General features: G+C 60.2%; 23 protein-coding genes and 1 tRNA gene. 5 read left to right on the top strand and 19 right to left on the bottom strand.

What is annotated here, in order from left to right; all coding sequences use genetic code 11:
• The 5 genes from SBC1_RS00360 to gatC all read right to left on the bottom strand — a co-directional run bounded on the left by SBC1_RS00360 (window position 1) and on the right by gatC (window position 5,116).
• Complete coding sequence (locus SBC1_RS00360) at window positions 1–774, bottom strand: exodeoxyribonuclease III (protein WP_165085406.1); 774 nt, start codon at window positions 772–774, stop codon at window positions 1–3.
• A gap of 24 nt (window positions 775–798) precedes the next feature.
• Window positions 799–1,635 carry a polyphosphate kinase 2 family protein gene (locus SBC1_RS00355; protein WP_165986876.1) on the bottom strand — a complete coding sequence of 279 codons (837 nt, stop codon included), beginning with the start codon at window positions 1,633–1,635 and terminating at the stop codon, window positions 799–801.
• Window positions 1,636–1,726: 91 nt separating this feature from the next.
• Window positions 1,727–3,205, bottom strand: a complete 1,479-nt coding sequence (gatB, locus tag SBC1_RS00350; RefSeq protein ID WP_165085402.1) for an Asp-tRNA(Asn)/Glu-tRNA(Gln) amidotransferase subunit GatB — start codon at window positions 3,203–3,205, stop codon at window positions 1,727–1,729.
• Window positions 3,206–3,207: 2 nt separating this feature from the next.
• Complete coding sequence (gene gatA / locus SBC1_RS00345) at window positions 3,208–4,701, bottom strand: Asp-tRNA(Asn)/Glu-tRNA(Gln) amidotransferase subunit GatA (protein ID WP_165085400.1); 1,494 nt, start codon at window positions 4,699–4,701, stop codon at window positions 3,208–3,210.
• A gap of 115 nt (window positions 4,702–4,816) precedes the next feature.
• Complete coding sequence (gene gatC, locus SBC1_RS00340) at window positions 4,817–5,116, bottom strand: Asp-tRNA(Asn)/Glu-tRNA(Gln) amidotransferase subunit GatC (protein ID WP_165085397.1); 300 nt, start codon at window positions 5,114–5,116, stop codon at window positions 4,817–4,819.
• A 381-nt stretch (window positions 5,117–5,497) separates the two neighbouring features.
• Here gatC and SBC1_RS00335 point away from each other — a divergent pair, with 381 nt between their 5' ends.
• The 5 genes from SBC1_RS00335 (at window position 5,498) to rodA (ending at window position 12,076) form a co-directional block, all read left to right on the top strand.
• Window positions 5,498–6,541: a rod shape-determining protein gene (locus tag SBC1_RS00335; RefSeq protein WP_017772379.1), complete on the top strand. Its 1,044-nt coding sequence runs from the start codon at window positions 5,498–5,500 to the stop codon at window positions 6,539–6,541.
• Between the two features lie 199 nt (window positions 6,542–6,740).
• Entirely contained in the window at window positions 6,741–7,841 is a 1,101-nt protein-coding gene (gene mreC, locus SBC1_RS00330; RefSeq protein ID WP_165085395.1) for a rod shape-determining protein MreC, read from the top strand.
• Window positions 7,838–8,350, top strand: a complete 513-nt coding sequence (gene mreD / locus SBC1_RS00325; protein WP_165085393.1) for a rod shape-determining protein MreD — start codon at window positions 7,838–7,840, stop codon at window positions 8,348–8,350. Before mreC ends, mreD begins: the two co-directional genes overlap by 4 nt.
• 111 nt (window positions 8,351–8,461) lie before the next feature.
• Entirely contained in the window at window positions 8,462–10,906 is a 2,445-nt protein-coding gene (gene mrdA, locus SBC1_RS00320) for a penicillin-binding protein 2 (RefSeq protein WP_165085390.1), read from the top strand.
• A 21-nt stretch (window positions 10,907–10,927) separates the two neighbouring features.
• A complete protein-coding gene (gene rodA, locus SBC1_RS00315) occupies window positions 10,928–12,076 on the top strand; it encodes a rod shape-determining protein RodA (RefSeq protein WP_165092996.1) in 1,149 nt (382 codons plus the stop codon).
• 67 nt (window positions 12,077–12,143) lie between these two features.
• On the opposite strand, the gene SBC1_RS00310 is transcribed toward rodA, so the two are convergent.
• The 14 genes from SBC1_RS00310 to def all read right to left on the bottom strand — a co-directional run bounded on the left by SBC1_RS00310 (window position 12,144) and on the right by def (window position 24,792).
• Window positions 12,144–12,776 carry a tetratricopeptide repeat protein gene (locus tag SBC1_RS00310; RefSeq protein WP_241202132.1) on the bottom strand — a complete coding sequence of 211 codons (633 nt, stop codon included), beginning with the start codon at window positions 12,774–12,776 and terminating at the stop codon, window positions 12,144–12,146.
• A 38-nt stretch (window positions 12,777–12,814) separates the two neighbouring features.
• Window positions 12,815–13,597, bottom strand: coding sequence for an HpcH/HpaI aldolase/citrate lyase family protein (locus tag SBC1_RS00305; RefSeq protein WP_165986874.1), 783 nt, complete (start codon window positions 13,595–13,597; stop codon window positions 12,815–12,817).
• Between the two features lie 171 nt (window positions 13,598–13,768).
• A complete protein-coding gene (gene queD / locus SBC1_RS00300; RefSeq protein ID WP_165085381.1) occupies window positions 13,769–14,215 on the bottom strand; it encodes a 6-carboxytetrahydropterin synthase QueD in 447 nt (148 codons plus the stop codon).
• A gap of 27 nt (window positions 14,216–14,242) precedes the next feature.
• On the bottom strand, window positions 14,243–14,875 hold the full coding sequence (gene queE, locus SBC1_RS00295; RefSeq protein ID WP_165085378.1) for a 7-carboxy-7-deazaguanine synthase: 633 nt from the start codon (window positions 14,873–14,875) through the stop codon (window positions 14,243–14,245).
• A gap of 2 nt (window positions 14,876–14,877) precedes the next feature.
• Entirely contained in the window at window positions 14,878–15,612 is a 735-nt protein-coding gene (queC, locus tag SBC1_RS00290; protein WP_165085375.1) for a 7-cyano-7-deazaguanine synthase QueC, read from the bottom strand.
• A gap of 283 nt (window positions 15,613–15,895) precedes the next feature.
• Window positions 15,896–15,971: transfer RNA gene (locus SBC1_RS00285), tRNA-Phe, on the bottom strand.
• Between the two features lie 89 nt (window positions 15,972–16,060).
• Window positions 16,061–16,780 (bottom strand): response regulator transcription factor EsaR, encoded by a 720-nt coding sequence (gene esaR / locus SBC1_RS00280; protein WP_165986872.1) that lies wholly within the window; start codon window positions 16,778–16,780, stop codon window positions 16,061–16,063.
• The gene (locus SBC1_RS00275; protein ID WP_165092995.1) at window positions 16,781–19,168 is read right to left on the bottom strand and encodes a PAS domain-containing sensor histidine kinase; all 2,388 of its coding nucleotides are present in this window, start codon (window positions 19,166–19,168) and stop codon (window positions 16,781–16,783) included.
• Between the two features lie 31 nt (window positions 19,169–19,199).
• Window positions 19,200–19,808 carry a DUF4390 domain-containing protein gene (locus SBC1_RS00270; RefSeq protein WP_165085368.1) on the bottom strand — a complete coding sequence of 203 codons (609 nt, stop codon included), beginning with the start codon at window positions 19,806–19,808 and terminating at the stop codon, window positions 19,200–19,202.
• Window positions 19,805–21,289 (bottom strand): 16S rRNA (cytosine(967)-C(5))-methyltransferase RsmB, encoded by a 1,485-nt coding sequence (gene rsmB, locus SBC1_RS00265; RefSeq protein WP_165085365.1) that lies wholly within the window; start codon window positions 21,287–21,289, stop codon window positions 19,805–19,807. The genes SBC1_RS00270 and rsmB overlap by 4 nt, the downstream gene beginning before the upstream one ends.
• Window positions 21,290–21,505: 216 nt before the next feature.
• Entirely contained in the window at window positions 21,506–22,363 is an 858-nt protein-coding gene (htpX, locus tag SBC1_RS00260) for a zinc metalloprotease HtpX (protein ID WP_165085363.1), read from the bottom strand.
• Window positions 22,364–22,508: 145 nt separating this feature from the next.
• Window positions 22,509–23,162, bottom strand: a complete 654-nt coding sequence (locus SBC1_RS00255; protein WP_165986870.1) for a LysE family translocator — start codon at window positions 23,160–23,162, stop codon at window positions 22,509–22,511.
• 84 nt (window positions 23,163–23,246) lie between these two features.
• On the bottom strand, window positions 23,247–24,239 hold the full coding sequence (gene fmt / locus SBC1_RS00250) for a methionyl-tRNA formyltransferase (RefSeq protein ID WP_165085358.1): 993 nt from the start codon (window positions 24,237–24,239) through the stop codon (window positions 23,247–23,249).
• A 49-nt stretch (window positions 24,240–24,288) separates the two neighbouring features.
• Window positions 24,289–24,792, bottom strand: a complete 504-nt coding sequence (gene def, locus SBC1_RS00245) for a peptide deformylase (RefSeq protein ID WP_165085356.1) — start codon at window positions 24,790–24,792, stop codon at window positions 24,289–24,291.
• Window positions 24,793–24,903 lie beyond the last annotated feature (111 nt).

Below are 24,903 nucleotides of genomic sequence, written 5' to 3'. Positions count from 1 at the left end.
TTAAACCTTCCAGTCGTAGTCAATGATCAGCGGCGCGTGGTCGCTGAACTTGATATCGCGGAAAACGGACGTTGCCGCCGCCGTGTCTGCAACACCCTTCGTTGCGATCTGGTAATCGATCCGCCACCCTACGTTCTTTGCGTAAGCCTGGCCGCGATTGCTCCACCACGTATATTGCTCAGGCCGCTGGTCCAGCGTTCTGAATACATCGACGTAAGCCTTTTCATCGAAGAGTTGCGTAAGCCACGCGCGCTCTTCCGGCAGGCAACCTGAGTTCTTCTGATTGCTCTTCCAGTTCTTGATGTCGATTTCCTTGTGCACGATATTCACGTCGCCACACAAGATCACTTCGCGTTTCTTGGCCAGCTTTTCCAGATGCGGCATGAACTCGTCCATGAACCGATATTTGGCCTGCTGCCGTTCTTCACCGCTGGACCCGGAAGGCACATACACCGATATCACCGATAAATCCCCAAAGCGCGCCTCCACATAGCGCCCTTCCGGATCGAATTCCTCGCTGCCAAACCCGATGATCACTTCATCCGGTTCGTGCTTCGTATAAAGCCCCGCACCGGAATAACCCTTTTTCACTGCGTGCTGGAAGTAACCCTGAAAGCCGTGCGGCGCGAGAAATTCCGGCGTGAGATCGTCTTGCGAACACTTGATCTCCTGCACACAGACAACGTCAGCATCCTGCTCGCCAAACCAGTCGAAGAAACCCTTCTTGGCGGCCGACCGAATGCCGTTCAAATTAGCGGTGATGACACGAAACATGAAGCATCCTTGTATGTTGGTGAACTACTCGACCTTGATCCCTTTCAGCGACTCTTTCGCCGGCGGATATTCGAGCTTCAAACCTTGCAGCGTGCGCACCATCAACTCCCCAACCATCACGTTGCGGTGCGTCTTCGAATCGGCGGGAATCACGTACCAAGGCGCAATGTCCGTCGATGTCGCGCCGAGGACGTCTTCATAAGCCTTGCGATACTCGTCCCAGAGTTTGCGGGCATCGAGGTCCGACGGATCAAACTTCCAGTGCTTCTCGGGATTGTCGATACGCGCCTGCAAACGCACCTTCTGCTCATCCTTCGATATATGCAAAAAGCACTTCACGATCGTCGTGCCGTTTTCGGCAAGCATCGCTTCGAAGTCGCGAATCTGTCGATAACGACGTTCCCACCCATCCTGATCGATCTGTTTCAGCACGCGCGGCACCAGCACGTCTTCATATTGGCTGCGATTAAAAATGGCGAACTCGCCAGCGGCCGGAACCTGCGAATGAACGCGCCAGAGAAAATCGTGGGCGGCTTCGGCTTCGGAAGGCGCCTTGAACGGCACGACACGCAAACCGAGCGGATCGACTTCGTGAAAGACGCCGCGAACTGTGCCGTCCTTGCCGCTCGTATCCATGCCTTGAAGAATCAGCAGAATGCGATGCGCGCGTTGTGCGTGCAGCTTCTCCTGCAATCCGTCGAGTGCGTTGCTTAACTCGCTTAGACGCTCGCGATCCGCGTCTTTCTCGCCGGACGAAAACGGCTTCGACGCGGTATCGATAGACTCCAGATCAAACGGCTTGATCTTCTTCCCGTCGAAATAAGGCACGCGATAATCGTCCAGCTCAGGTTTTTTAGCCACGCGTGCGGTTCTCAGTTGATCCCGGTTGATAAAAGAAAGGGTTGCTGCCAGACAAGACCGGCAGCAACCCGCGAATAGTCCAGCCGTCAGCTCAAGAGGATAGTTTCTTCTTCAAAAGCTCGTTGACCTGCTGCGGATTCGCCTTACCCTTGGTCGCTTTCATCGCCTGGCCGATCAGCGCGTTGAACGCTTTCTCCTTGCCCGAACGATATTCATCGACGGACTTCTGATTCGCAGCCATCACCTCGTCGATGATCGCTTCCAGCGCGCCCGTATCCGAGATCTGCTTCAATCCCTTCGCTTCGATAATCCGGTCGGCGGCGTTGTCGTCGGTGGCTTTCTCTTCCCAGATAGCCTGGAGAATATCCTTCGCAATCTTGTTCGAGATCGTGCCGTCGGCCACACGCTGAATCACGAGCCCGAGTTGCGCGGGAGAAACCGGCGAGTTCGCAATATCCAGCGAATCGCGATTCAGTTGCGACGATACTTCGCCCATCAGCCAGTTGGCCGCGAGCTTCGCATGCGTCGGTCCGACTACGCCAACAACGCTTTCGAAATACACCGACATATCCTTCGACGACGTCAGCCCCGCCGCGTCATACGGCGTCAAACCGTATTGCTCGACAAAGCGCGTTTGCATGGCCTCGGGCAATTCCGGCAATTCGCTGCGAACCCGCGCGATCCACGCTTCATCGATGACTAAAGGCATCAGGTCGGGATCGGGGAAATAGCGGTAATCGTGCGAGTCTTCCTTGGTGCGCATGGAACGCGTTTCGCGCTTGTCGGGATCGTAAAGACGCGTTTCCTGAACCACCGTCCCGCCGTCTTCGATCAACTCGATCTGCCGGCGCACTTCGTACTGAATGGCTTCTTCAAGGAAACGGAACGAGTTCAGGTTCTTGATCTCGGCGCGTGTGCCGAATTCAGCTTGCCCGACCGGACGCACGGAGACGTTCGCGTCGCAGCGGAACGAGCCTTCCTGCATGTTGCCGTCGCAGATACCGAGCCATTGCACGAGACTGTGCAGGCTTTTCGCGTAGGCCACGGCTTCAGCGGCGCTGCGCATTTCGGGTTCCGTCACAATCTCGAGCAGCGGCGTGCCCGCGCGATTCAAATCGATACCCGTCATGCCCGCGAAGTCTTCGTGCAGCGACTTGCCTGCGTCTTCTTCCAAATGGGCGCGCGTCAGGTTGACGGTCTTTTCGTAAGCGGCTGTGCCGTTTTTTTCGTTGGCCGGAACCTGGATCGTGACGCTGCCGCCCTGCACGACCGGGATTTCAAACTGGCTGATCTGATAACCCTTCGGCAGATCGGGATAGAAATAATTCTTGCGCGCGAAAATGCTGCGCGGCGCAATGGTCGCGCCGACAGCAAGACCAAGACGAATCGCACGCTCCACAGCGCCGCGGTTCATCACGGGCAACGAACCCGGCAACGCCAGATCCACCGGGCAGGCTTGCGTGTTCGGCTCAGCGCCGAACTGCGTGGGCGCACCCGAAAAAATCTTGGAGACGGTCGACAACTGCGCGTGCGTCTCCAGCCCTATAACGACTTCCCATTGCGTACTCATACTCATACTCCTGCCGGTGATTGCTTGTGCCATTCTGTCGCGCGCTGAAACGCGTCGGCGACCTGGAGCAACCGGGCTTCGTTGAAATAGTTGCCAATGATCTGCAAGCCGACCGGCCGCGTGGAATGCGCGCTGCCGGCAGCGCCAAAACCGCACGGCACGCTCATGCCCGGCAAACCGGCGAGGCTGATCGACAACGTATAGATATCGGCGAGATACATCTGGACAGGGTCATCGGTTTTTTCGCCGAGATTCCATGCCACCGATGGCGCGACCGGTCCCATGATCACATCGCAGTGGTTGAACGCTTCCTGGAAATCCTGCGCGATGATGCGGCGGATTTTCTGCGCCTGGAGGTAATACGCATCGTAATAACCGTGCGACAGCACGTACGCGCCCACCAATATCCGGCGCTTCACTTCCGGCCCGAAACCTTCGGCACGCGACTTCTTGTACATATCGAGAAGATCGGTGTACTCAGCCGCGCGATGCCCGTAGCGCACGCCATCGAAACGCGACAGGTTCGACGAAGCTTCAGCCGGCGCGATGATGTAGTACACGGGAATCGACAACTCCGTCTTCGGCAGCGATACCTCGACCAACGTTGCGCCGAGCGCTTCGTATTGCTTCAAGGCGGTATCGATAGCGCTGCGCACTTCGGCGCTCAAACCCTCGCCGAAAAACTCCTTCGGCAAGCCAATGCGCAAGCCCGCGAGCGGTTTGGCGACGTCCGTGCCGGACCATTGTTGGCCGATATAGCGCGTGTAATCTTCGTCCGCGCGCTGGAGGCTGGTCGAGTCGCGCGGATCGAACGACGCAATGGCGTTGAGCAACAGTGCGCAATCCGCGGCGCTGCGAGCCATGGGTCCGCCCTGATCGAGCGACGATGCAAACGCGATCATGCCGTAACGCGAAACGCGGCCGTACGTTGGTTTGATTCCGGTAATGCCGGTGAACGACGCGGGCTGACGAATCGAGCCGCCGGTATCCGTGCCGGTGGCAGCGGGCGCGAGACGTGCGGCCACTGCGGCAGCCGAGCCGCCCGACGATCCACCCGGCACGGCTTTCAGATCCCAAGGGTTCTTGACCGGGCCGAAATACGAATTCTCGTTGGACGAACCCATCGCGAATTCGTCCATATTGGTCTTGCCGAGCGTCACCACGCCTGCGTTCTTGAGGCGCTCGACAACGGTGGCGTCGAACGGGCTCGCGTAGTTGGCAAGCATTTTCGAGCCGGCCGTGGAGGTCCAGCCGCGCGTGACAAACACGTCTTTATGCGCGATCGGCAGGCCGGTCAACACGCCTGCTTCGCCCTTGGCGATCAGCGCATCCGCTGCTTTCGCCTGGTCGAGCGTGAGTTCATGGTCAACACTGATGAAGGCGTTGAGATCCTTGGCTGCGTCGATGCGCTGCAAAAAGAGCTGCGCGAGTTCGACGGCGGAGAGGGTCTTGGCATCAAGTGCCGCGCGCAGTTCGGTCAAGCTTTTTTGATGCATTGCGTTCTTCCTGATGGGCGCCAGGTATGGGGTACCGCGCGCCTTTTTGTTTTCGTGCGTATATTGCGTCGCCTCAAATACATTGCCTCAGAGGCGCCGTCTCAAAGCACCACACTTATTCGATCACCTTCGGCACAAGATACAGTCCGTCGCGCACGGCAGGCGCAGGTCGTTGGAACTCTTCGCGGTTTACATGCTCTGTAACAGCATCGTTTCGCAAACGCAGCTCGGCTTTCTCGATCTGTTCGATCGGATGAGCAAGCGGTTCGATACCCGTGGTATCCACGGCCTGCATTTGCTCGACGAGACCGAAGAAGTCGTTCAGTCGCGCAAGCGTGGGTTCGGCCTCGTGCTCAGGCAATTCGAGCCGCGCGAGGTGCGCAATGCGTTTTACATCGGTCAGGGTCAGAGACATTCGATCACCGGTTTTTTTTCGACTTACACGCTGACAAACAGCGCGACTGCAATTCGAGCTGCAATTCGAGATAAAGGAGCCCTAAAAAGCAGGCTTGACGGTGGCAAAATGTACCGTCCTTTTCCTTCGAACACCCCAAAATTATAAGGTATCATTACGCGTTCGACCCAAATCCGGATCGACTTACCAGCAGCCTGTTCTTAGTTACATATTTTTTAAGAAAAGTGCGTGCCTGGTTCGCTTGCATCCTCCGGTAGATTTCTCCGCAGTCTTGCAATTTGCGTGGCCAAAAATGGGTCCCGCTGCAGGCTGTCATTTTTTTCCGCTGCCGTCCTTTGGCGCTCGAAGCGAGGCACGGCTCCCAGCGAGACAGGATTTTGAATGTTCGGTTTTTTGCGCAGCTACTTTTCAAACGATCTGGCGATTGATCTCGGCACCGCCAACACGCTGATCTACATGCGGGGCAAGGGCATCGTCCTTGACGAGCCATCGGTGGTTTCCATTCGCCAGGAAGGCGGTCCGAATGGCAAGAAAACCATTCAGGCCGTCGGCCGCGAAGCGAAGCAGATGCTCGGCAAGGTGCCGGGCAACATTGAAGCCATCCGGCCTATGAAGGACGGCGTTATCGCCGACTTCACCGTCACGGAACAGATGATCAAGCAGTTCATCAAGACTGCACACGAATCGCGTATGTTTTCGCCTTCGCCGCGCATCATCATCTGCGTGCCGTGCGGTTCGACCCAGGTCGAGCGCCGCGCGATCAAGGAAGCCGCGCACGGCGCGGGTGCGTCGCAGGTGTATCTGATCGAGGAACCCATGGCTGCGGCCATTGGCGCCGGCTTGCCGGTGTCCGAGGCAACGGGCTCCATGGTCGTGGACATCGGCGGCGGCACGACCGAAGTGGGCGTGATTTCGCTCGGCGGTATCGTGTACAAGGGTTCCGTGCGCGTGGGCGGCGACAAGTTCGACGAAGCTATTGTCAATTACATCCGTCGCAACTACGGCATGTTGATCGGCGAGCAGACGGCTGAAGCGATCAAGAAGGAAATCGGTTCGGCTTTCCCGGGCTCCGAAGTCAAGGAGATGGAAGTCAAGGGCCGTAACCTGTCGGAAGGCATTCCGCGCAGCTTCACCATTTCGAGCAATGAAATTCTCGAAGCACTGACCGATCCGCTGAACCAGATCGTTTCGTCGGTGAAAATTGCGCTGGAGCAGACGCCGCCGGAACTGGGCGCTGACATTGCCGAGCGCGGCATGATGCTGACCGGCGGTGGCGCTTTGCTGCGCGATCTGGACCGGTTGCTGGCTGAAGAGACCGGTTTGCCGGTGCTCGTCGCTGAAGATCCGCTGACTTGCGTTGTACGCGGTTCGGGCATGGCGCTCGAACGCATGGACAAGCTCGGCAGCATCTTCTCTTACGAGTAAGCCTTGACGCCTTTTATTAAGGCGCCAACAGCACGCACTCGCTCTAGGCAACAACGGCGACGTGCGCGAAGTATGCGACTTGCGCAATGGTTCACGCGGTCTGGCTTAGTCCGGACCGCGGCGAACTGCGCTGGGCAGGGCCGCGCCCCCACGCGGACCCGCAGCATCGAACCAACCGATCACGCCCTCGGCGCCGACCATGGAATACAGTCCGCCGCCACTTTTTAAGCAAGGTCCATCCGCTCTCGCGCGATTGATCTTCTTCGTGGTGCTTGCCCTCGCCCTGCTGATCTCCGACGCTCGCTTCAACACGCTCGAGATTGTGCGCGGCGTGCTGGGCGCAGGTTTGTATCCGCTGCAGCGCGCTGCGCTCGTACCGCGCGATATTTTCATGGGTGCGGCCGATCTGGCCGTCACCAGCGCAACCCTGCGCAACGAAAACACCAAGCTGAAAGAAAAGAACCTTGAGTTGTCGGTGAAAGCAGCCGACGCGACCCAGCTCACCGCAGAGAACGCGCATCTTCGCGCGCTGCTCCAGCTCGGCTCGCGCGCCAGCATGCAAACCACGCCGGTCGAAGTGCAGTACGACACTCGCGATCCTTTCACACAGAAAGTCGTGATCGGCAAGGGTGCGCAGCAAGGCATCCAAAACGGCGCGCCCGTGGTGAACGAAGACGGCGTCATCGGGCAGGTCACGCGTGTGTTCCCGCTGCAATCGGAAGTCACGCTGCTCTCCGACAAAGACGAGGCCGTGCCCGTGCAGATCGTACGGACCGGATTGCGCAGCGTGATCTACGGCACGCCGAAGGGCGACACGCTCGACTTGCGTTTCGTCCCCATCAGCGCCGACGTGCAAACTGGCGACGAACTTGTGACCAGCGGTCTGGATGGCATTTATCCGCCGGGATTGCCCGTGGCGAAAGTGGTGCGCGTCGATAAGCAAGCGGATACCGCGTTCGCTCGCGTAGTCTGCTTGCCAGTCGCACCGGTGCGCGGCGCGCGCCAGTTGCTTGTGCTGCATTACGAGGTCAACCAGCCGCCGAATCCTGAAGAAGTCGAGGCAGCGGCCGCAGCCAAGGAAGCGAAGGACAATAAGGGTAAAAAGGGCAAGGCAGCGCCGGCGAAAAGCGCCAGCGCGGCCGCCCCTGCGGCTGCGGCGAGTACGCCGGCCGCAAAAAAACCGGAACCACCCGTGGCCGCGAAGAAAACCGAGCCCGCAGCCGTGAAGAAAGCCGAAAAATCCGAGCACGCCAGGAAAGCTGAAGCTGCCCGCAAGCCCGCGCCCGGAGCCACGCCATGAGCCGCCCGCAATACATCCTGCAGCCGGTCAATCCGTATTTCATCACGTTTAGTCTGGCCGCCGCGTTCCTGCTGAACCTGATGCCGTGGGGCCGGACTTTCGGCATCCCGGATTTCGTCGCGGTCGTGCTGCTGTTCTGGAACGTTCACCAGCCGCGTCGCGTAGGCATGGGTATCGCGTTCATGCTCGGCATGCTCATGGACGTTCACAATGCCAGCCTGCTTGGTGAGCACGCGCTTGCGTATACGCTGTTGTCGTACGGCGCCATCACGATTCACAGGCGCGTATTGTGGATGTCACTGCCCGTGCAAACGTTCGTGGTGGCGCCGTTGCTGATCGGCGCGCAAATTGTGCCGTTCGTGATTCGCCTACTGACGGGTGCGGCATTTCCCGGCTGGGGTTATCTGATCGACGGGTTCGTGGAGGCTATTTTGTGGCCGCTCGCAAGTTTCCTGCTGCTGATTCCGCAGCGCCGCGCCACCGATCCCGACGACACCCGGCCAATCTGAGTTGACTAACGAGTTGACGGATCAGTTGACTAAGCGCCTGCTGCAACCGCTGCACGCCTCAAACGCCGTACGCGCCACATACGCCACACACGCGGGCCCCGCGAACATTGCATGACCGAATTTCAGAACGCCGAACAACAGTTGTCGAAGTTTCGCCTGCGTGTGGCTGCCGCCGGCCTGTTCGTGTTCGTCTGTTTCGGGCTGATCGGTGTGCGCTTCCTGTATCTGCAGGTCTGGCATTTCAGCAAATACTCGCTGCAGGCCGATGAAAACCGCATTTCGGTCGCGCCTATTGTGCCGAACCGCGGCATCATCACCGACCGCAACGGCGTGGTGCTGGCAAAGAATTATTCCGCTTACACGCTGGAAATCACGCCGTCGAAGATCAACACCACGCTCGACGATGAAATCGACCGCATTGCGACGGTGATTCCTGTCGATCAGCGCGACCGGCGGCGTTTCAAAAAGCTGCTGGAGGACTCGAAGAATTTCGAGAGCCTGCCAATCCGCACCCGCTTAACCGACGAAGAAGTCGCCCGTTTCACCGCCCAGAAGTTCCGCTTTCCGGGCGTGGAAGTGCGCGCGCGGCTGTTCCGGCAATATCCGCTCGGACCCACCGCGGCTCATGTTATCGGCTATATCGGGCGGATTTCGCAGCGCGATCAGGAACGTATCGACGAAGCGAGCGACCAGAACGACGCCGACACCGATCACTACGATCCCCGTCTGGACGCGAACAACTACAAGGGCACGGACTACATCGGCAAGATTGGTGTGGAACAGAGCTACGAAACCGAGCTGCATGGCCTGACCGGCTTCGAGGAAGTGGAAGTCACCGCGGGCGGCCGGCCGGTGCGCACGCTGTCGCGCACGCAGGCTACGCCGGGGAACAACCTGGTGTTGTCGCTGGATATCGGTTTGCAGCAGGTCGCCGAGCAGGCATTCGCGGGCAAGCGCGGTGCGCTGGTCGCTATCGAGCCGGCGACGGGCGATGTGCTCGCGTTCGTATCCGCGCCCAGTTTCGACCCGAATTCGTTCGTCGATGGCATCGACCAGCAGACCTGGGATTCGCTCAACAATTCGCCCGATCACCCGCTGCTGAACCGCCCGCTGCACGGCACCTATCCGCCCGGCTCCACCTACAAGCCGTTCATGGCGCTTGCCGCGTTGACGCTGCATAAACGCACCACCAGCTGGGGATTCCAGGACCCGGGTTCGTACACATTCGGCGGTCACACCTTCCGCAACGACGTTCGCGCGGGCCAGGGCTGGGTCGACATGAACCGCGCGATCGTGGTTTCCAACGACACCTATTTCTACATGCTGGCGCACGATCTCGGCGTGAACGCGATGGCCGGCTTCATGAAGCCATGGGGATTCGGACAGATCACGGGTATTGACATCAACGGCGAAGCGCGCGGCATCCTTCCGTCGACGGAATGGAAAAAGAAGGCGTATCGCAAGCCGGAACAGCAGCGCTGGTATGAAGGCGAGACGATCAGCCTGGGTATCGGGCAGGGTTATAACTCGTTCACCATCCTGCAACTTGCCCATGCCACAGCGACGCTCGCGAACAACGGCGTGGTCATGAAACCGCATCTGGTCAAGGAAGTCGAGAATCCGATCAGCAAGGCGGTACGCGTCACAGTGCGTGATCCGAGCGACAAGATCGCGGTCAAGCAAGCCGATATCGACTTCGTCAAGCGAGCGATGGTAGGCGTCGTGACCACCGGTACCGGCGCCAAGATCTTCCGCGGCGCACCGTATCAAGCCGCCGGTAAAACCGGAACAGCGCAGGTTTATTCGCTGCAAGGCGCCAATTATTCGCACGGCGCGATAGCGGAACATTTGCGCGATCACGCGTTGTTTATCGCGTTCGCACCAGCGGATCATCCGACTATCGCGGTTGCGCTGATCGTGGAAAACGGCGGCTGGGGTGCGGAGTCCGCGGGCCCGATCGCGCGAAAAGTGCTCGATTATTATCTCGTCGACCGATTGAAACCCGGTGCGGAAGCGGCGGCCGTGGCAGCAGCAGCATCAGCGACGGAAGATGCGGGCGCACCGGTGATCGGGGGCGCGCAAACCCCGGTGGACGCGGCGCTGCCCGCTTCGGTGACGGGTGTTTCGCCAGCATTCAAGCCACAAGCGGCGTCCGATTCAGCGGCGGCGAGTGCGGGAGCGGCTGCATCCGGAGCATCCGGGGCGTCTGATTCGGCTGCGTCTGCAAGCAGCGGAGCCGAAGCAGCGTCGAGCGCGCCGGCTGCGTCGGCCGTTCCTGTCGTGCCGAGCATGCTGCGCGCGCTGGAAGCGCCGCGCGTGCCGGTCGCGCCTATCGCTACGGAAGCCCGGGAAACTGCACACCCGGCAGCGGGATCGAAAGCGCCAGTTGCGGCTAACGGGAAGGAAACAACTCGTATCGCAGAGGTCCGCAAGGGGCCTGCCGCGCCAACGCCGCCATCACCGCCGAAAGAACCGGCGCCGACCGCCGCGATCCAGCGCAACACTGGCAAAAGCGCCATCCAGACGTTGACGCCGTCTGGTGGCATCGACGAGTAAAGGAGAATATCCATGGAAGCGCTGCAATTCGATAAGCGCGTCTGGCTCGACCGCACGAAGCGCATGTTCGCGGGTTTCGATAAACCGCTCGCGCTGATTGTGTTCCTGCTGCTGTGCGTGGGCATCGTGACGCTGTACAGCGCGAGTCTCGACGTCCCTGGCCGCGTGGAAGACCAGTTGCGCAACATCATGCTCACGTTCGTGCTGATGTGGATTCTCGCCAACGTGCCACCGCCCACGCTGATGCGTTTCGCTGTACCGCTATATACCATCGGGATGGCGCTGCTGATCGCGGTCGCCACGTTCGGGCTGACGCGCAAGGGCGCGAAACGCTGGCTGAACGTGGGCGTGGTGATCCAGCCCTCGGAGATCATGAAGATCGCGATGCCGCTCATGCTCGCGTGGTATTTCCAGCGGCGTGAGGGCGGCATCCGGTGGTGGGATTACATCGTCGGCTTCCTGATCCTGATCCTGCCGGTTGCGATAATCGCCAAGCAGCCAGATCTGGGCACCGCCGTGCTGGTGTTTGCAGCGGGCCTCTTCGTGATCTATTTCGCGGGTTTGAGCTTCAAGCTGATCGTGCCAGTGCTCGTGGCTGCCGTGCTGGTGGTCGCGAGTATCGGCATATTCCAGGAGCGCATTTGCCAACCGGAAGTGAACTGGCCGCTGATGCACGATTACCAGAAGCACCGTATTTGTACGCTTCTGGATCCAACCTCCGATCCGCTCGGCAAAGGCTTTCACACCATTCAGGCCGTCATTGCGATCGGCTCGGGCGGGACCTTCGGAAAAGGCTGGCTAAAGGGTACTCAGTCTCATCTGGAGTTCATCCCTGAAAAACATACCGACTTCATTTTCGCGGTGTTTTCGGAGGAGTTTGGGCTCGCGGGCGGCCTTGTGCTGCTATTCCTCTATATGGCGTTGATCGCGCGAGGGTTGTTTATCGCGGCGAACGGGGCGACGCTGTTCGGACGCCTCCTGGCCGGATCGCTGACCATGGCGTTCTTTACTTACGCGTTCGTGAATATCGGGATGGTGAGCGGGATCTTGCCGGTGGTCGGCGTGCCGTTGCCATTCATGAGTTATGGTGGAACCGCGCTGACAACGCTCGGTGTCGCGGTCGGGCTCATCATGAGCGTGTCACGACAAAAGCGGCTGATGAAAGGCTAACGTTTTTCGATTGCATACGTTGTCGAAGCAAGGCCCACGATGAATCCATCATCGTGGGCCTTGGGTTTTATTGCGGTCGCTCGTGTGCGAGTTCCGCGCTAAGTTGCTGGTACTTCAGCTTCGCAGCGGGATCGCCCTGGGCTGCCGCCGCCGCGTAATACGCGCGTGCCACGTTGATGTTCTTCTGCACGCCATCGCCGCCGCGCTCGTAAAACGATCCGGCCACGTATTGCGCCGTCATGTCCCCGCCTTCCGCCGCCTTCTTGTACCAGACGAACGCCTGCGCGTTGTCGCGAGGCGTGCCGCGGCCATCGAGGAACTGATTCGCCAGCGCGAGTTCCGCCTGGACATGACCCTGGTTCGCCGCCCGCAAGAACCAGCGATGCGCCTCGACTGGATCACGCCCGACAAACTCGCCATCGTCGTACATTTTCCCGTACACGTACTGCGCTTGCGTCATGTTGGCGTCGGCGGCTTTGCGCAACCACTTCTTGCCCTCCTCCACGTCTGCCGGACCGCCTTCACCGTTCACGAGCATCATCGCGTAATTGAATTCGGCGAGACGGCTGCCGTTCTTCGCCGCACGCAGAAACTCCGAGCGCGCGGCGCCGAGATTGCCGGCGTTGTAATCGGCGACAGCATTTTGCGTCGCCATGTCACTCCCCTTGACGGTCTGCGCACTCGCCGCGCTGCATGCCATCACCAACGCTATGGATACCGCGCCCAATATTCCGGGTTTCATGCCCTTGCCTCCTGCAACGCCTGGCGCGCTGCTTTTAACAGCCAGCCCACATCGGCCGATAACGCGATTGCCCTCACACCCGCTTCTGCATATGAACGCGCACTCGCGACATCGAGCGCGAAAATGCCGCTCGCGATGCCCGCGTGTTTTGCGGTATCGATAATTTTCGTGATTGCCGCCTGGACGTCAGGATGTTTGGTATCGCCGAGATGACCGAGACTCGCGGCCAGATCAGCGGGCCCGATGAACAGGCAATCGACGCCCGGCGTAGCCGCGATTGCTTCCACATTCGCGAGCGCCTGTTCGGATTCAATCTGCACGATCGTCGATATCTGCGCGTTCGCCGAACTCACGTAATCACGCCGGATACCATATGCCGCTGCGCGCACTGCGCCAGCGGCGCCACGCAGGCCATCGCGCGCATCGGCGTTCGGATACTGCGTGAGCCGCACGACCTGTGCGGCCTCTTCCGCCGTTTCCACGTTCGGGAACATCAGGGTGCGCGCGCCCGCGTCAAGCACGCGCTTAACCAGCCAGCCCTCATGCGCCGGCACGCGGACAATCGGTTCGGTCGGCAAGTGCGCGGCGGCAATGGCACGAAGTTGCGCGACGACGTCATGGCTGTCGTTCGGCGAATGCTCCATGTCGATACACAGCCAGTCGAAACCCGCATGCGCCACGGCTTCGGCCACGTCCGCGCTGCCGAGCGACAGCCACAGGCCATACAAGGTGCCTGATTCGGTGAAACGCTGTTTGAGGAGATTGGTGTAGGTGCTCATCGCGTGATCCTTGGTAGGTCAGGCGCGGCGGGATGGCTGGCAGGCATGTCTCGCTCCAATAGGCTGTGTCGCTGGAATGCGCCGCAATAAAACGTGCGGCTTGTCCAAAGATCATACCGTGACAAAAGAGCGCTGGCAGGAGCCCGCTTTGACGACCTGTGAAGGAAGCCGTCAGACGCCTTCGACGTCTGCCCAGCAATTAGGCGTTTCGTACAGACGCACGCGCTTCAACTTCAGATCGACGCCGTAGTGATCGTTGTAGACGCTGGAGAGAATCCGGAATGCCTCGGCGGCGAGATTTTCCACGGTAGGAATGCGGTCCAGCACGACGGTCTTGTGGTCGGCCATTTTCTCGAGAAAGCTGCGCACGACTTCGTCGCGTGCATAGACGATAAACGCGTGGTCCCACTTGTTGACCAGATGTTCCATGGCCAGCGCCTTGACGTCGGCGAAGTCCATCACCATGCCGCGATCCGGCGCGCCTTCCGTTTCGACGAGTTCGCCTTGCAGCGTGATTTCCAGCACATACCGATGACCGTGCAGGTTACGGCACTGGCTGCGGTGATCGGGGATGCGGTGGCCCGCATCGAATTCGAGTTTTCGGGTGATCGTCTGCACGTCTGCTCAGCTTGGGCTTGATTCGCGTTAGGGGATGTTCAGGTACTTGTGCGTCTGCATGGACAGGCGCCATTGCGGATGCCGCTTGCACCAGTCGATAGCGAGCTTCGTATTGATGTCGCGCGACGGGCCGTCCATGGGTTGCACGAGGAAATACTCGAAGTCGAGTTTCGCGTAATCGGCCAGCGGCTGATTGTCTTGCGGCACCACAACCTTCAACTCGTTGCCCTTCGTCACCACTAGCGGCGCGCCGGCTTTCGGGCTCACGCAAATCCAGTCGATGCTGTCGAGCACCGGCAGCGATCCGTTCGTTTCGATCGCCATTTCGAAGCCGGCTGCATGCAGGGCATCGACGAAAGGCGGGTCGATTTGCAGCATGGGCTCGCCGCCGGTGCAGACCACGAACTTGTGCGCTTCGCCTTCCGGCCATTGCGACGCGATCATGGCAACGAGGTCTGCAGGCGTTTTGTATTTGCCGCCGTTCTCGCCATCTGTGCCGACGAAATCCGTGTCACAAAACTGGCAGACGGCTTCCGCGCGATCTTCCTCGCGACCCGACCAGAGATTGCATCCGGCGAAGCGGCAAAACACGGCCGGGCGGCCGGCGTTTGCGCCCTCGCCCTGCAACGTGTAGAAAATTTCCTTTACTGCGTACGTCATGATCAGACCGGTTCAGTGGTGACTTGCTCACCCGACTTGTAAGCTTCGTAGCCGCGCTTGCGCAGCTTGCAAGCCGGGCATTGGCCGCAGCCAAAACCCCATTCATGCAACTCGGAGCGCTCGCCGACATAACACGTGTGCGTCTCGACGCGCACCAGTTCCACCAGCGCCTCGCCGCCTAGCTGTTCAGCCAGGCGCCACGTGTCGGCTTTATCGAGCCACATCAACGGTGTCTCGAGCAGGAAGCGGCTGTCCATGCCGAGATTAAGGGCAACTTGCAGCGCCTTCATGGTGTCGTCGCGGCAATCGGGGTAGCCCGAGAAATCCGTTTCGCACATGCCGCCGACGAGCACCTTCAAACCTCGCCGATATGCGATGGCGGCAGCGATCGTCATGAACATCAGATTGCGGCCGGGCACGAAGGTGTTGGGCAAACCGTTCGCGCTGGCTTCAATTTCGATCTCGCGCGTCATGGCGGTATCGCTGATTGCGCCGAGCACGGACAGGTCGATCGTGTGGTCTTCGCCGAGCCGTTCGGCCCACTGCGGGAACTGCTGTTTGACCGATGCCCTGAAGCCGTCGCGGCATTCAAGTTCCACACGATGGCGCTGACCATAGTCGAAGCCGAGCGTCTCGACGGTTGTAAAACGATCGAGCGCCCACGCGAGGCATGTGGCCGAATCCTGGCCACCGGAAAACAGCACCAATGCGCTGTCTTTAACGTCTGTCCGAGTCACCGTAAAACTCCGATGGAGAGGATGAAGTGCACGATTTGGCTAATGTTGAGAAGCCGTCGCTGCACGAGTTCTATCTTAGCCAAGTCTTTGAAGAACCAAGGATTTTATCATGAAGGCGTCCGTTCGCTCTCGGCCAGGACTTGACTCGCGTCAAGAAGAACGGAGACGGGTTGGGTGCTTTCAAGGTTAGTCGCCTGTTTGCAGGCAGCAACCCGGAAGGGCGCGCGAAACCCAATTGAAAATGCCCGGAAACCTTGCGGTTTCCGGGCATTTTTTGCAACTGTGGTGGCCTGGGTCGGAATCGAACCAACGACACGCGGATTTTCAATCCGCTGCTCTACCAACTGAGCTACCGGGCCACGAAGAACGAAAGTATATCAAAGGGGATTATGTCGCTCAAGTGCTTTTTGCCACCTTTTTACTGCAACGATCCTGGAACCCCCGCCAGTCAAGCCTCGCTTTTGTTCTTGCCCAGGTCCACGCCGAGCTGCTTGAGCTTGCGATACAAGTGCGTACGCTCCAGTCCCGTCTTCTCCGCCACGCGCGTCATGCTGCCGTTCTCACGCGCCAGGTGATATTCGAAGTACGCACGCTCAAAGGCATCGCGGGCATCGCGTAACGGGATGTCAAAGGAGATGGATGCCGTCGCGCCCGCCGGACCTGCTGCCGCACCCAGCGCGCCTGAGTCGCCGCCCGCCAGACTCAGCGACGAAGCCACCGGCACCGCAGCCGAAGCCGGCACCGTTGAACCACTTGCCGGCAACGGCGGCCGCATGGCGGCGTTCGCGATCGGCGCGGCAGCCGTGCCACGCGCAAGACCCTGCTCAACCGCCTTGAGCAATTTTTGCAACGCGATCGGCTTCTCGAGGAAGTTGAGCGCACCGATCTTCGTCGCTTCAACCGCCGTATCGATAGTCGCATGGCCCGACATCATGATCACCGGCATGGTGAGCTTGCCCTGCGCGGCCCACTCTTTCAGCAGCGTCACGCCGTCGGTATCGGGCATCCAGATGTCGAGCAGCACGAGATCCGGCGCCTGCCGCAACCGGTACTCCCGCGCATGCTGCGCATTCTCCGCCGTCTCCACCACGTGACCTTCGTCGCTCAGGATCTCCGAGAGCAATTCCCGGATACCCATTTCGTCGTCTACCACCAGGATGGTTGCCATTTACGCTGCCCTTGTCTGCACTAATGCTTTTGTCGTTCCGTGGCTCGCCGCCGCCGAGGGCGACGTCGCGCCCGGTTCGGCGGAATCGTCCGCGAGTTGCAGGAACAGAATCGAGATCTGCGCGCCTTCGATCACGTCAGGAGTCTTCGAACGATTGCGGATGTCGATGCGCGCGCCATGCTCGTCGACGATCTTCTTTACCGTTGCAAGACCCAGACCCGTGCCCTTGGCCTTCGTTGTCACATAAGGCTCGAACGCGCGCGAAAGAATTCGCGTGGGAAAACCAGAACCGTTATCCGATACCGTCAACCGCACCGCTACGCGGGCATGTCCAGAGGCATCGGGATCGCCATATTCTACTGTCTTCGTTTCAAGCAGCACGCGCGGTTCAGCCACATCGGCCACCGCATCCTGCGCGTTCTGCAAAAGATTGTGAATCACCTGTCGAAGCTGCGTGGCATCGCCGCGAATTACCGGCAATTTTGTCAGCTCGATAGTGATATGACTCTTGCCTTCTTCAATGCCATACAAGGTCAGCACTTCGGTCACAAGATCATTGAGCTGCAGGTTGCCCAGGACAGCCGGCGGCGTACGCGCATATTCGCGGAAGTCGTCGACCATCTGCTTCATCGCCTGCACCTGATTCACGATAGTGGTCGCGCCACGCTTGAGCACCTCGGCGTCGGCGGGTGCGAGCTTGTCGGTGAGTTTCATCTGCAACCGTTCAGCCGATAGCTGGATCGGCGTGAGCGGATTCTTGATCTCGTGCGCGAGCCGCCGCGCCACTTCGCCCCATGCCACCGAACGCTGCGCCGAGATGACGTCGGAGATGTCGTCGAATACGACTACATAGCCGGTTGTTTCAGCGTCGTCGGTATCGCTTTCGGTCAGGGTCAACAACTGCGTGCCGCGTACCAGCAAGGTCAACGGATCAGTCTCGCCGGCTACCGGAACGGCGAGTTGTTGTTGCCAATGCCCGCGGTCGCCAATGGGCTTGCCGCTGCCGCTTGCGGCTGCATCGCGATCCGCAAATGCCTTGCGCACCATCGCGCCGAATTCGGACAACACGCCGATCTGCTCAAGCGGCAAGTTCAGCGACGCATTGAACGGCTGCCGGAAGATCCGCTCGGCGCCGCGATTCGCCGTGGTCAGGCGGAACTGCCGGTCGAACACAAACACGCCGGCGGTCAGGTTCGCGAGAATGCTCTCGAGATACGCCTTCGAATGTTCGAGCGCGATCCGATTGTTCTCGACCGCCGCACGCGCCTCGGACAATTGCCGCGTCATTGCGTTGAACGACTGCGTGAGGAAACCGAGCTCGTCTCGCGACTTCACTTCGCGCTTGGGCGTGTAATCGCCCTCGGCGACTTCCTTCGTGCCTTGCGCGAGCAGGAACAACGGCCGCGCGAGCTGATTGCCGAGCGCAAGCGCAAGCATCATCGCGATGAAGGTGGCGAGAAACAACGCCAGCGTCAGCGTGCCGATATACATCTTGCGCAAGCCGGTCCGCCCGAGCGCCTTTTCCTGATACTCGCGATACGCGCGCTGCACGGCGTCCGCGTTGCGGGCAAGTCCGGTACTGACCGGCTGTTCGATCTGCAGGAAACGTTCGGCCGGCTGCAGTTCCGTGGTCGAACTGTCGGGGATCTTCACGATCACCCGCAGCCTCAACGCGCCCTTTGGCCCGGTCTGACTTGAATCGCCGTCGACCTCGCCTTCAATCGCCCCATACGGCCTGCTACGCGCCTGATTCAGTTGCAATGGAGTTGGCAGGTCGTCGGGCACGAGCGCCGCGAAATTACTCGATGCCTGCGCCACCACGCGCACATCGGGCGCGGTGCCGGAGCCGCTTCTTGCCGGCTCAACGATGGTGGCGTCCTGCACGTTGAACTGATCGCGCAAGCGCAACAGCGTGAGCGTGAGACTGGTTGGATCGGCGCTCGCGAGCTGGTCGCCCATCAGGCGGCCTTTGTTCTGCAGATCTGACAGCGATGCATCGAGCATGCCGCGCCCGAGATTCAATCCGGACGTGAGCGCGGTTTCCACGTTCACGTCGAACCATGATTCGATACTGCGCGAGACGAACTGATACGACACCACGTAGATGATCGCGCCCGGCACCACACCCACGAGCGCAAAGATGAACGCGAGTTTCGCGAGCAACCGCGTACCGAACTTACCCTGTCGCACCCTGGTGATAATGATCGCCACCAGCCCGATGACAATCAGGATGAGCACGACCGCCACCGCGAGATTCGCGGCGTAGAGCCACTGATAATAACGATCGAAGAACTCGGTGTTCGCGCTGGCAAGGGCCAACATGACCAGCAGCAGAATGGCCGTGAGCGCAACCGTTGTCACAAGCACGCGAACCACGAGCCCCGTCATGTTCGTGCGGCGCAACGGCCGGCGGCGTAGTTTATTTAGCACTGGTCGCCGCCGTAAAAGTAAAACGCTTCCAGTCGGAAGAGAGATTCCAGTCGCGGTTGTTGACCGCGTCGATCTGGAACGGCTTGGGCATCAGTGCAATGTCGAGCTGCATGCGCACCGACGCGTTATACGTCTCGCCTGGCTTGACCTGGTTACGATCGATCACGTGCCACGACGTCACGTGCTTGATGACAGCGAGTGCTTCCTCAAGCGTGGCGAATCCGAGCTGCAAGCCGCCCGTGGAGACACGATATTCGCGTGTCAGGGGCTGAAATGAAAGCCGGATGCTTTGCGATACGCTCACCGGTTCTTCGTCGAACCAATACCAGCGCGGCCGTGACAAATCGAAATCGGTTGTGAAATACAAAGGCACGCCCTTGTTCACAGCGTCTTCAAGGCTGCTGTTGAGATCGAAGTCGAAACGGGCGTCGAGACTCCAGCCCGATCCGTCCGCTTGCAACGACGCGCGCTGCACAGCAATGGGATCGGCCTGCGCGGCCGAAGCGGGCATGAACGACAGCGCAAGGCTCAACAACAAGGCCAGCACGGCCTGGCCGGCAGGCGCGAGCCGCAGCGGGAAAAAGCGTTTGATCGTCACCGTTTCTGAAAGCGCGCGTAGAAGAATCCGTCATGGTCCGCAAAGGCTTCCGCGTCCCGCGTCCGTGTTGAGCGGGTACGTTGCGCCTCGCCTGAATTGTCCGTCAGCGAGTTCGTGACCGGGTCCGGTGATACTTGCGAACCAGCCGCGCCGGTGCGGCTGGCTGTTGGCAATAATTGCCCCGGCGCGTCCAATCGTACCGCATCTTCGTGCACCTCTCCAAACCACTGCGCCTGCAACTCGCCCTCTTCGGGGAAGATCGAGCACGTAACGTAGAGCAACTCGCCGCCGGTCGCGACCAGGGGCCAGAGCGCGGAGAGAATGCGGCGCTGTTCTTCGACCAAGGCTGCGATATCTGACGGACGGCGCAACCAGCGAATGTCAGGATGACGCCGCACGATCCCCGATGCCGAACACGGCACGTCGGCAAGAATGCGATCGAACGGATCGCCGTCCGACCAGCCCGACGGTTCGCCGGCATCGCCTACGCGAATTTCCGCCTGCACATTCAGGCGCTGCAGATTCTCTCCAATACGCCGTGCGCGCCCCGGATCGCTTTCCACCGCGATCAACTCGACGTTCACCAGTTCCAGCACGTGGCCTGTCTTGCCGCCAGGCGCGGCGCATGCGTCGAGCACGCGCATGCCGTCGCGCGCGTTCAGCAACTGTGCGGCGAGCTGCGCGCCGGCGTCCTGAACCGACACAACGCCGTCAGCGAAACCGGGGATCTTGTCGACCGCCATCGGCGTCTTGAGGCGCACGGCGTGAATACCGACGGCATCGGCTTCTATGTGCTCTGCCTTAAGGACTTCGAGATATTGCGCCACGCTCATGCGCCGTGCATTCACGCGCAATGTGAGCGGGCCTTGCCGGTTACCGGCGTCGAGGATGTTTTCCCATTCGTCGGGCTGGCCGCGTTTGACCGCGTCGATCCACCATGCGGGATAGTTGAAACGTGCGACGGGGTTACTTTGAACCTCGGCGAGCAACGCTTCACGTTCGCGCAGGAACGAGCGCAAAACGGCATTGACCAGACCCTTCGCAAACGCGAATTCGCGCCGTGCGGCTATCGCGTTGACTGCTTGATCGACAACGGTGAAAGGCGTGTACGCGGCGTGGGCTTCATCGTCCACGAGCAACGCGAACGCGCAGGCCATCACATTTGACACATGCGGCGGCGGCGCCTTGCGCACCAGTTTCGCGAGCAGCGCGTCGGCCACGGCAAGACGCCTCAGCGTGCGGTACGCAATGTCCTGTGTCGCCCCGCGCGATACCGCCACGTGCGTTGCCTCGATGACCGTCTGCAAAGCTGCGGGCAACGCAGAACCGGCACGCACCGCGCCGACCGCTTGCGCGGCGGCATCGAGCGCGAACGCAAGTGAATCGGGAGCGAGGTGAAGCGTGGCTAGACGGGCGTCGGACGACGCTCGGCTGCTATCCGCCGATGAAACGGCGCGGCGTCGGGAAGGCTTTTCGGTCATGTCGGGGCGAAGGCGTTCGAGCCGGCCGATGCCGGTCCGCACAAACGAAGCATTGTAACTTGCAAGGGGTTTGGGCTGAGATTGGAACCCGGATGCTGGCCGAACGGGCGGGATTGGAGGCAGCGCGCCGCTGTTTACGACACGCTATGAACATGGACCCATCGCCGCTCGCGCGGCAATGAATCCATGACTATGGCCTCAGACAGACAGGCGACATCACTCCATTCGTCCGGTTCGCGCCATCTCCATCAGGCGCGCGACGCGCTCCTCGGTCGCCGGGTGCGTCGAAAAGAGCTTGGAGATTCCGCCGCCCGCAAGCGGGTTCATGATCATCATCTGTGCAGTGGCCGGGTGCTGCTCGGCAGCCGGGAACGGCACACCCGCTGCATAGGCGTGAATTTTCTCGAGCGCGCTGGCGAGCGCTTGTGGATCGCCGGAAATCTGCGCGCCGCCGCGATCGGCTTCAAATTCCCGCGCCCTGGATATCGCCATCTGGATCAGCGCACCCGCCAGTGGCGCCAGCATGGCTACAGCAATACTGGCGATCGGATTCGAGCGCCGGCCTTCGGAATCCCGGCCGCCAAAGAACATGGCGAAGTTGGCCAGCGCCGAGATCGCACCAGCCATGGTCGCCGATACCGTCGATATCAAAATGTCGCGGTGCTTCACATGCGCCAACTCATGCGCCATCACGCCGCGCAACTCGCGCTCGGACAACACCCGCAAGATGCCGGTAGTCGCAGCAACAGCCGCGTGCTCCGGATTACGCCCGGTTGCGAACGCGTTGGGCGCGTTTTCGTTGATGAGATACACCTTCGGCATGGGCAATTGCGCCCGCGTGGCAAGCTCGCGAACCATGCGATAAAACTGCGGCGCGCTGGCTTCGTCGACTTCCTGTGCGTTGTACATCTTCAGCACGAGCTTGTCGGAGAACCAGTACGAGAAGAAATTCATAGCGAGGGCGACGATCAGCGCAAGCATCATCCCCTTGCTGCCGCCGATCATTCCCCCGATCACGACAAAAAGGGCCGTGATCGCTGCCATCAGCATCGCCGTTTTGACCCAGTTGAACATGTCTTGAACTCCTCACCCAATATCAATGCGCCTTAAGCGCGAGCGGCCGAAGCGGCCTTTTTGCCTGACCGAGCAATCAATCAACGATTGGCCGGCCTCGGATTGTAAGCAAAATGTTAGATAAGGGCATCACGGAAAAATTCAATCACCTGTGCGAAGTCGCCAGCTTGATGCCCAATCCGACGAATGCGCTGCCCACCACCCTGTCCAGCCACAGCTTGACGCTCGGCTTGCCGGAGAAGCGTTGCGTCACGCTGCCGGCGATCCACGCCACGAATGTATTCCAGAAGGTGCTGACCAGCACGAACACAAAACCGAGTGCGAGGAAGGCGAGTGTCTTGTGTGGGCTGTCGACAGCAACGAATTGCGGGATAAACGAAACGAAGAACAGCACCACTTTCGGGTTCAGCACATTCGTGACGAAGCCTTGCGTGAAGAGTTGCTGCAGCGACTTCGGTGCGGCGCGAACCCGGGTTTCTCCACTCTGCTTGTTGCTGGTTTTTGCGGCTGCCGGCTTGGTGAAGATCAGCCGCACGCCAAGATAGATCAGATAAATCGCGCCCGCGAACTTGACGACGGTGAACGCTGTCACCGATGCCGCCAGCAACGCCGTCAGTCCGAACGCACAGGCCAACGTATGCACAATGCAGCCGACCGCAATGCCCAGCGCCGACACCACGCCCGCGCCCCGCCCTTGCGCAACGCTTCGGCCGACGATGTACGCCGTATCGGGCCCCGGCGTAACGCTGAGCAACATGACGGCGACGATAAATAGCGTGAAACCGGTGATTCCGAGCATTGCGGCAGGCCCTTGGGTGATTTTTGTTTTTGGCTGGCGTTAGCCACCGTCTTAGCGACGGCGTGGGAAATACGCAGACACCTTTCAGGCACCCGGCGCAACTTCCCGAAGTTCGAATCGTTGCCCTTTAACAATAGGCGATCCAGCGAGAAACTCGCGCACAGGGAGTCGTTTGCCGCCGGGCTTTTGCAACTGCATAAGACGCAACCCGCCCTGACCACACGCAACCAAGACACCCTCCGCGCCGCTTTCCACAATCACGCCTGCCTCGGCATCACCCGTCAGTTCCACCGGCTCGGCGGCCCATATCTTCACGACTACGCCATCGAGCGTTCCGGACGCACCTGGAAACGGATCGAAGGCGCGAATCTGACGCGCGAGCATGCTCGCCGGACGACGCCAGTCCAGCGCCGCTTCGTGTTTGGCAATCTTCTCCGCGTACGTGGCGCCGTCCTGCGGCTGCGGCGTGGCGGCCAAGGCGCCGTCCCGCTCAAGATCCCGCAGCGCTTCAACGATCAGATCGGCGCCCAGTTGCGCCATGCGGTCGTGCAGCGTGGCGGTGGTATCGGTGGGCGCGATCGCGATGTGGCCTTTGACGATCATCGCACCGGTATCGAGACCTGCATCCATCTGCATCAACGTGATACCCGTCTCGCCGTCTCCGGCTTCGAGCGCACGATGAATGGGCGCCGCGCCGCGCCAGCGAGGCAGCAGCGAACCGTGGATATTGATTGCACCCAGCGGCGGGATGTCGAGCACTTCCTGCGGCAGGATCAGCCCGTACGCAGCAACAACCATGACGTCGTGCGGCGTAGCCTTCAACAGTTCGATTGCAGCCGCCGCTTCTTCGGGATACTTGCCATTGCGTCGCAAGGAGGTCGGCTGCGCCACCGGCAAACCGTGCTCGACCGCGAATCGCTTCACCGGACCCGCTGCCAGTTTCAAACCGCGCCCCGCCGGCCGGTCCGGCTGCGTCAACACAAGCGGCACATGGAACCCCGCCGCATGAATGGCGGCCAGCGCGACAGCGGCAAATTCGGGTGTTCCAGCAAATACGACACGCAGCGATTGAGTCATCGATTCAGCAACCTGCAAATTCCAGCATCAGTCTTGGTGAATCGACGCGTCACAGCGCCTTTTCGAGCTTTCTCATCTTGCCGCGAATTCGCGTCTGCTTGAGCGACGACAAGTATTCGACAAACACGCGGCCCATCAAGTGATCCATCTCATGCTGGATGCACACGGCAAGCAACTCGTCGCAGTCGATTTCGAACGTCTCACCCTTCTCGTTCAGCGCACGCACGCGCACCTTTTCCGGCCGCTCGACGAAATCGTAAATGCCCGGCACCGACAGGCAGCCTTCCTCGTGATCCTTCTTCTCTTCGCTCGACCAGACAATCTCCGGATTGATGAAGACTTGAAGCTGATCGTGCGTGTCCGATGTGTCGATGACGATCACGCGTTCATGCACGTCCACTTGGGTTGCGGCAAGGCCGACGCCAGGCGCCGCGTACATGGTTTCAGCCATGTCGGCGACGAGCTTGCGAATCCGGTCATTGACGACCTCGACGGGCTTCGCGACCTTATGCAGCCGCTTGTCCGGGTACTTGAGTATGTTGAGCAGAGCCATGATTCAGATTATCGACGCACGCCGCGGCGCGCGATAGTCGGCCATTCGGCCAGGTTGTAAAAGAGTGCCGGTATCGAGAAGATGATTGGGCCGAAACGCGGCGCTTCAACG

Origin of the sequence: Caballeronia sp. SBC1, from assembly GCF_011493005.1 — a bacterium.
Taxonomy (GTDB): Bacteria; Pseudomonadota; Gammaproteobacteria; order Burkholderiales; family Burkholderiaceae; genus Caballeronia.
The sequence above is the reverse complement of the archived record's forward strand: the minus strand, read 5'-3'. Positions and strand labels throughout refer to the sequence as shown.